Below are 7,401 nucleotides of genomic sequence, written 5' to 3'. Positions count from 1 at the left end.
TGGGATCGCCACCGCCGCGATGACTTCTTCCGGTCGCTCGGCGGGGCACTGATCGTGGCGGCTTTCGGCACGATCGTGCTCGGCGGCGTCGCGGGCGGGGCAGGGAGCGGGACAGGAGGCCACGACGTGGAGAGCCTGATCCGCGGCTCGGACCCGGCGCAGCTCGCCCTGACCTTCCGTTTCGTCTTCCTGGCCGCCTGCCTCGGCCTGCTGGGCGCCTTCACGTTCCTGGCGCTGATGGAGGAGCGGCCCCTGCGCGAACGCGCATCGCCGCGGATGGGCGGGGAACCGGCTACCGGCGACCCGGGCTGAGGGTTCGGAACCTCGGCTGCGGCGTTGCTCGGCTGGCCGGCGTGCTTGGCCGGTACGGAGCGAAGACCGTCTCGGGGCACGTGGCGCTGCGATCGACGACGCTCTCGCAGATCCGGACCGTGCCGCCCGGCAAACGGATCCCTCGTCCACCCCGTCAACACACCGCACGCGCGGCTTTTCGATGGGGGCGTTGAGCGCCAGCAGATTGGTCTGTCCGGCGATCCCCTGGATCAGGGTCACGACCTCGCCGATCTGCGCGGCTTGTCCGCTCAACCCCTCCGGTACGGGTGCACGCCGTCCCGAACGCGCCGCGAGAGCGGCCGAGCCGACTGAGCCGGCCCGGCCGGGCCGCACATCCGATCCAGGCGCCGCCCACCGGCACATTCCCCATGGAACCATCCGGGGGATGCAGGCCCGCATCCCCAGCCCTGCCCTTGATTCGCCCCGATCACCGCTTACCTCGCCCCTATCGGCTGCGGGCCCCTCTGGCGGGCGCTTCCCAGCGCCCGTGATGTCGGAGCCGATGCTTTCCTTCCGGAATCAGCATCAGGTCCCGCGCATGATGGACGTCCTCACCATCGAATGGCTCGGCAAGCCATTGTGGATGTGGCTCGGGTTCCACCTCCTGATCGCCGGCCTGCTCGCCTTCGACCTCGGACTCCTCCACCGCGACAAGGAGCACGAGATCGGCGTCCGGGAGAGCTTGGCTCTCACCGGTTTCTACCTCGCGCTGGGCCTCGCCTTCGGCGGCTGGATCTGGTGGTATCTGGGTCCCCAGTCCGGCGAGGAATATGTCACCGGACTCGTGGTCGAGAAGTCGCTGTCGATGGACAACGTCTTCGTCATCGCCATGATCCTCACGGCGCTCGGCGTCCCCCGGGCTGCCCAGCACCGGGTCCTCCTCTGGGGTATCCTGGCGGCGGTGCTGCTGCGCGGTCTGATGATCGGACTGGGCGCCGCGCTGGTGCACGAGGTGCACTGGGTTCTGTCCCTGTTCGCCGCCTTCCTGATCTATGCCGGCCTGAAGATCCTCGTCTCGGGCGACGAGGAGGAGGGCGACTTCCAGAACAGCGCCGTCGTGCGCTGGTTCAAGACCACCTTCCGGGTGACGCCGGAGCTGCACGGCCAGCGTTTCACGGTCCGCAAGACCGATCCGAAGACCGGCCGGGTCGCCCTGTACTTCACGCCGCTTGCCCTCGCCCTGGTGCTGGTGAACGGCGCCGACGTGATCTTCGCGGTCGACAGCGTGCCGGCGATCTTCGCGATCACCACCGACACGTTCGTGGTCTACACCTCCAACATCTTCGCGATCCTGGGCCTGCGCGCCCTCTACTTCGCCCTGGCCGCGATGGTCGACAGGTTCGCCTATCTCAAGACCGCGCTCGCCTTCATCCTGATCTTCATCGGCGCCAAGATCGTGGTGGCCGACACGTTCGGGCTCGTGACGGTTCCGCCGTGGGTCTCGCTGGTGGTCACCCTGACGCTGCTGGCGGCCGGCGTCGCCTACAGCCTCTGGCGGACCCGGACCGACGCGCCGGATCAAGCGGATGCGGAATCCGTCCCTCCGCACGAGGCCCGGGCCCACCGCGCCTGAGGCGGGACCGGCGGTCCTCAGGCCGCCGGCAGGGCCGCGATCAGGTCGCGCAGGGTGGTGATGGTGGAGGCGTCGGCTACGCCATCCACCCGCGCCGGACGGAAATGACGCTGGAACGCGGTGATCACCGCCTGGGTGCGCGCGTCGAATAGGCCGGTCACCGGCTGGTCGTAGCCGTAGAGTGCGATCATCGCCTGAAGCGCCTCGACGGGCTGGCCGGCATCGCCCCGCGCGAAGAAGCGGCCGTCCTGGAGGCGGGCCGGGGGCACGTAATGGCCCACCCCCGCCGCCGCGAGCCGGGCCCAGGGGAAGGTCTCGCCCGGATCCTCCTTGCGTTCGGGTGCGATGTCGGAATGGCCGAGCACCCGCTCCGGCGGGATCGGCCAGCGGCCGATGATGTCCCGGGCCAGGGCGATCACCGCTTCGATCTGCGCGTCCGGGTAGGACGGCAGGCCGCCGGCATGGCCCGGATGGACGATCTCGATCCCGATGGAGCGGGAATTGATATCGGTCTCGCCCTTCCAGGCCCCGGCGCCGGCATGCCAGGCCCGGCGGGCCTCCGGCACCATCTGGACGATGCCGCCATCCTCGAACACGAGATAGTGGGCCGAGACCTCGCTCAGCGTGTCGCGCAGCCGCGCCAGCGCGGCGGCCCCGCTGTCCATACCGGTGTAATGCAGGACCAGCATGTCGAGCGGCCCCGCGCGCCGGGCTCCGTGGTTCGGCGAGGGCGCAACGCGGCGGGCGAGGGGCGTATCGGGGATGAGGCTCACCGCAGCCCGCGCTCCTGCGCGATCCGGTCGTAGGCCGCGTTGATCGCGGCGAGGCGCCGCGTGGCGATGGCCACCGCCTCCGTCGGCAGGCCGCGGGCGAGCGCCCGATCCGGGTGGTGCTCGGCGACCAGCGCGCGGTGGCGCGCCTTCACGGCGGCATCGTCCGCCTCCCGGTCGAGCCCGAGGACGCCGTAGGGATCGTCCGGGAGCCGCACGTGCCGGGCGGCGATGCGCCGGAACGCCACCTCATCGAAGCCGAAGATTCCCGAGACCGCGCGCAGGTAGCGCTCCTCGGCCTCGTGGAGGGCCCCGTCGGCGCCGGCGATCTGGAACAGGCCGTCGAGCACGTCCTCCAGCAGCGCCGGCTCGTCGCCGAAGGTGGTCGCAAGCTGGTGCGCGTAGGCCTCGAAGCCGCTCGTGGTCTTCTTGGCGAGATCGAACAGGCGCTCCACGCCCGCCCGCGCGGACGGCTCCACCTGAATCACCCGGCCGAAGGCCTCGACCTCAGACGGCAGCACGACGCCGTCGGATTTCGCCATCTTGGCGGCGAGCGCCACGAGTCCGGTGGTGAACACGACGTCGCGCGGCGTCCGCCCGAAGGGTGCGCCGACCCGGTCCAGCAGGAAATGGCCCGCGACCCCTCCGATCAGGGCCCCGAGCGGACCGCCGATCGCGAGGCCGATGCCGGCACCGCCGAGCTTCCCCCAGACGCCCTGAGACTTGGTCGCCTGGCTCATGGGCGGCCCGGTCTCGGCGCTGATCCTCGGCTCGGCTCTGTCATCGGGGCGGCGGGGTTCCGGCACCGGGACAGGCCCGGCCGAGCGACGGGATAGACCCTCCGCACGCCGCGAGGAAGGGCCGGGACGCGCCCGGCCCGCCCAGCTCAGTCTCGCTTAGCGGCAGTAGACGTTGCCGTAGGCGTCGCGATAGGTGCCGTAGGGGCAGCGCGGCGCGGTCGAGGCGCCCACGATGGCGCCGCCGGCGCCGCCGATCGCGGCACCCGCCAGGGCACCGCCCGCGCGGCCGGTGGCCGCCGCACCGATCGCCGCACCGGTCAGGGCGCCGAGGCCCGCACCGCCCAGAGCCCGGTCTTCCGGGGTGTTGCAGCCGGCGAGCGAGAGGGCGGCGATGGTGGCGAGGGCGGCTGCCGTCAGCTTCTTCATGGTCCCCAGAACTCCCTTGTGAATCCGGTCCGGCCGGTGGCCGTGATCGTTGCGGATCGCGTCGAGCTTAGCAGGAAAGGAATGCCGGCCATACGGCTAAGGTTCCATCGGCCGCGAGACGAGTTGCGTCGGGTTCCCGTCTCGCCCTATGCCACGGTTCCGAGGCGGTGCTCCGGCCGGGATGCCGTAGCCCCCTATCCGGCACCACGTCCGGCATCAGTCCGGCACCATGTCCGAGGGTCCCATGCCGACAGCCACCACGATCGTCCGCCGGGCCGCGGTGCGCGCCGACCGCGTCGCCGACACGGTGACCCTCGACCGCGCGGCCCGGGATGCCGTCACGGGACCCCTGGTCGCCGAGGGCGGTCTCGGCTTCGACGTCGCGCTCACCAAGGCGGCGGCGCTCGAGGACGGCGACGCCTTGCGCCTCGACGACGGCCGGCTCGTCGCGGTGCGGGCGGCCGCCGAGGATCTCTTGGAGGTGCGCGCCGAGAATCCGGCCCGCCTGCTGCGCCTGGCCTGGCAGCTCGGCGGCAGCCACGTGGATGCCGAGATCGGCGCGGACGTGCTCTACGTGCCGGCGACACCCGCTGCGGCCGAGCTGGTCCGCGGGCAGGGCTGCGTCGCGACCCCGGTCTCCCGCGCCTTCCGGCCCGAGCACGCCGCCCACGATCACAGCACCTGCGGGCACGATCACGGGCACGATCATCATGCCCACGCTCATCACGACCATGATCATCACGATCACGGTCACGGGCATGATCACGATCACGCGCACGACCATGGCCACAGCCACGATCACAGCCACGATCACGAGCACGGGCACCAGAAGCACGGCCATGATCATGCCCACGATCACGGCCACGTGCATGGTCCGGGCTGCGACTGCGGCCACGATCACTAGCGTTTGAGCCCGGCCCGGCCCGGAGCGGCGCTTGGGGACCGGGGCGGTCAGGCAGGACCGGTCAGGAATCCTGCGCCGGCGCCGGAACGCGGACGGCCCGCCGCCGTCACTCCGCCGGGACGAAGCGCAGCGTGCCGGCGCGCCGCGTGGGCTGGCCGGTGTCGTTCGTGTGATTGACGCCGTCCATCACCGGGACCTCCGGAAAGTCGAAGGGGCTGACCCCGTCCAGGCAGGCCACGTTGACCGCGTGGACGTTCGGGTCCGACCGCCGCTGATGATGCGTGTAGACGCCGCAGCGGGAACAGAAGAAATGCTGCGCCGCCCCGGTATGGAACCGGTAGGTCGTCAGCGCCTCCGCACCCTGTAGGATCCTCACCCCGCCCGGCCGCGCCATGGCGACGACGGCGCCGCGCATGCGGCAGTAGGAGCAGGTGCACCGGCGGATCGACGCGAGATCGTCGCCGAGGGCCGCCTCGAAGCGCACGGCCCCGCAATGGCAGCGGCCGGACCGGATCGTCGCATCGTCCGCCATGGTGCTGGGCCTTCCGTGCGATTTCCTGCGATCCGGCTCGGCGACAGATCCGGTCGGCGCCCCGAAGTCTAGGTTTCGGGCGCCATGCGAACAATCGCCAAGTCGTCACGCGGCGTGTCAGGAAAACTCACGCTGTGCCTCCGGGAGGCCGGGAGCCCTGCCGGTCACAGGCGTTTCGGCACGGGCCTGCGGCAGTACAGGCGCGCCGCCTCGGCGGACAGGCCGTCCTGGGCAGCCACGCACTGGTCGAGGGTGAGGCCGATGCTGGCCGCATAGGACTCGTTGGGCGACAGCGCCGCGCGGGCGAGCGCCGCGAGGTACAGCAGGAAGGCCGCGACCGCGACGATCAGCGCCGCGATGATGGCGCGGTTCAGCAGCATTGCCGGCGTCCGCTCACGGGATCCCGACCAGAAGCAGCGCGAGCACGAGCACCGTCAGCCCCGCCCCGATCAGCGCCACGGCGGTGTAGTCGCGTCCGGACCGCCGCAGGGATGTGCGGCCGGGCCGGACCGTGATCCGCCCCTTGGATCCCTGTCCCGGGTCCCCGTCCCGGGGCGGGCTCACTGCAGCAGGCCCCACAGGCCCGTGGCCAAGCCGAAGGTGAGCGAGAGCATCGCTGCGTAGAGCAGGACGCGATCGATCACGCGGGCGACCCGATCCTCCGGCTGAACCTCGATCATGGCGGGACCTCCTCGCAGCAAGATTGACGAACGCCTGTTGCTGACCTGTGTCGGCCCATCGCGGGCAGACGGACTCGTGTGGCCCCGGCGGGGCGGGGCCGGACGGTGGCGGACGGGGGCGCGGCGCCGCGGCGCCGGAACACCCGGGAGGCCGTGCGGTTGGACCGGCACCCCCACCGGAGACGACGCGTGACCACGAATCCGCTGCACAAGTATCCCCGCCCGCCCTTCGCGGCGCAGCCCCAGAGCTTCCCCGGCAAGACCGGGCGCATGGAGCCGGAACCCGACCATGGCGAGACGAGCTACAAGGGCTCGGGCAAGCTGACCGGCCAGGCGGCGCTGATCACCGGCGGCGATTCCGGCATCGGCCGCGCGGTCGCCATCGCCTTCGCCCGGGAGGGTGCGGACGTCGCCATCTCCTACCTGCCGGACGAGCAGGCCGACGCGGAGGCGGTCGCCCAGTGGATCGAGAAGGCGGGACGGCGCGCGCTGCTCCTGCCGGGCGACCTCAAGGACGCCGCCTACGGGCGCCAGATCGTCGCCCGCACGGTGGAGACGTTCGGGCGCCTCGACGTGCTGGTCAACAACGGCGCGTTCCAGCAGCCGAACGCGGACCTCGCCGAAATCGACGATGCCGTGTTCGAGGATCATTTCCGCACCAACGTGTTCGGGGCGTTCTACGTGACCAAGGCGGCCCTCGCCCATCTGAAACCCGGCGCCTCGGTGATCTTCACCTCCTCGGTGAATTCCAAGCACCCGATGCCGTCGCTCCTCGCCTACAGCGCCACCAAGGGTGCGCTGAGCAACATGGTGCTGAGCCTCGCCCAGCTGCTCGCCGAAACGGGCGTGCGCGTGAACGGCGTGCTGCCCGGGCCGATCTGGACGCCGTTCATTCCCTCCGGGATGAGCCAGGATTCGGTGAAATCCTTCGGCAGCCAAGTGCCGTTCGGCCGCCCCGGACAACCGGCCGAACTCGCCTCGGCCTACGTGATGCTGGCCTCGGAGGAGAGCAGCTACACGTCGGGTGCGCTCGTCACGGTGGCGGGAGCCATGCCGGTGCTCTGACGCGCCGCGTCGGACGGGCATCCGCCACGGTGGTGCCCATCCGACGCGACCGCGCACTCAGGCGGCCCGCATCTCGGCGAGGAAGCGCATGACCTCGGACCGCAGGGCCTCGGCGCTGCGGCAGACGTCGCCGGCCGCCGCGCCGACCTCCCCGGCCACGCGTTGCGTCGCCTCCGCGGCCGATGAGGCCGAGACCACGTTCTGGCTCACCGAATCGGTGCCCTGGGCGGCCTGGTCGATGTTCTGCGAGATGTGCCCCGTGGCGACCCGCTGCTGCTCGACCGCCGCCGCGATCGCGCTGGCGATGGCGTTCATCGTGTCGACCGTGCCGCCGATGGCGTGCACCGCGTTGACGGCCTCCATGGTCTCGCCCTGTAT

Annotated in this window: 9 protein-coding genes and 2 pseudogenes; 4 read left to right on the top strand and 7 right to left on the bottom strand. The window is 71.3% G+C overall.

The genetic code is table 11. The features are described 5' to 3' along the window. Both I53_RS05050 and I53_RS05045 read left to right on the top strand, forming a co-directional pair. Window positions 1–312, top strand: a pseudogene (locus I53_RS05050) (MFS transporter); the annotation flags it as partial. Window positions 313–871: 559 nt separating this feature from the next. Then, window positions 872–1,906, top strand: coding sequence for a TerC family protein (locus tag I53_RS05045; RefSeq protein ID WP_043347385.1), 1,035 nt, complete (start codon window positions 872–874; stop codon window positions 1,904–1,906). 17 nt (window positions 1,907–1,923) lie between these two features. Here I53_RS05045 and I53_RS05040 read toward each other — a convergent pair whose 3' ends face one another. The 3 genes from I53_RS05040 to I53_RS05030 all read right to left on the bottom strand — a co-directional run bounded on the left by I53_RS05040 (window position 1,924) and on the right by I53_RS05030 (window position 3,842). Next, window positions 1,924–2,679: an N-acetylmuramoyl-L-alanine amidase gene (locus I53_RS05040; RefSeq protein ID WP_043347381.1), complete on the bottom strand. Its 756-nt coding sequence runs from the start codon at window positions 2,677–2,679 to the stop codon at window positions 1,924–1,926. Then, window positions 2,676–3,416: a TerB family tellurite resistance protein gene (locus I53_RS05035; protein ID WP_043347379.1), complete on the bottom strand. Its 741-nt coding sequence runs from the start codon at window positions 3,414–3,416 to the stop codon at window positions 2,676–2,678. Before I53_RS05035 ends, I53_RS05040 begins: the two co-directional genes overlap by 4 nt. 156 nt (window positions 3,417–3,572) lie before the next feature. Further along, window positions 3,573–3,842, bottom strand: coding sequence for a hypothetical protein (locus tag I53_RS05030; RefSeq protein ID WP_043347377.1), 270 nt, complete (start codon window positions 3,840–3,842; stop codon window positions 3,573–3,575). Between the two features lie 244 nt (window positions 3,843–4,086). Between I53_RS05030 and I53_RS05025 the strand changes: the two genes are divergently transcribed. Further along, entirely contained in the window at window positions 4,087–4,746 is a 660-nt protein-coding gene (locus tag I53_RS05025; protein ID WP_043347375.1) for an urease accessory protein UreE, read from the top strand. 106 nt (window positions 4,747–4,852) lie between these two features. On the opposite strand, the gene I53_RS05020 is transcribed toward I53_RS05025, so the two are convergent. From I53_RS05020 to I53_RS33715, 3 genes are all read right to left on the bottom strand, one after another. Then, on the bottom strand, window positions 4,853–5,278 hold the full coding sequence (locus tag I53_RS05020; RefSeq protein WP_043347373.1) for a GFA family protein: 426 nt from the start codon (window positions 5,276–5,278) through the stop codon (window positions 4,853–4,855). Window positions 5,279–5,442: 164 nt separating this feature from the next. Beyond that, window positions 5,443–5,658, bottom strand: a complete 216-nt coding sequence (locus tag I53_RS05015) for a hypothetical protein (protein ID WP_043347371.1) — start codon at window positions 5,656–5,658, stop codon at window positions 5,443–5,445. A gap of 13 nt (window positions 5,659–5,671) precedes the next feature. Next, complete coding sequence (locus tag I53_RS33715; protein WP_158498450.1) at window positions 5,672–5,842, bottom strand: hypothetical protein; 171 nt, start codon at window positions 5,840–5,842, stop codon at window positions 5,672–5,674. A 305-nt stretch (window positions 5,843–6,147) separates the two neighbouring features. On the opposite strand from I53_RS33715, the gene I53_RS05010 reads away from it, so the two are divergent. Further along, window positions 6,148–7,023, top strand: a complete 876-nt coding sequence (locus tag I53_RS05010; protein WP_043347370.1) for an SDR family oxidoreductase — start codon at window positions 6,148–6,150, stop codon at window positions 7,021–7,023. Between the two features lie 57 nt (window positions 7,024–7,080). Here the strand turns inward: I53_RS05010 and I53_RS05005 are convergent. Then, window positions 7,081–7,401: pseudogene (locus I53_RS05005) on the bottom strand (chemotaxis protein); the annotation flags it as partial.

Origin of the sequence: Methylobacterium sp. B1 (assembly GCF_000333255.1) — a bacterium.
GTDB lineage: Bacteria > Pseudomonadota > Alphaproteobacteria > Rhizobiales > Beijerinckiaceae > Methylobacterium > Methylobacterium fujisawaense.
The sequence above is the reverse complement of the archived record's forward strand: the minus strand, read 5'-3'. Positions and strand labels throughout refer to the sequence as shown.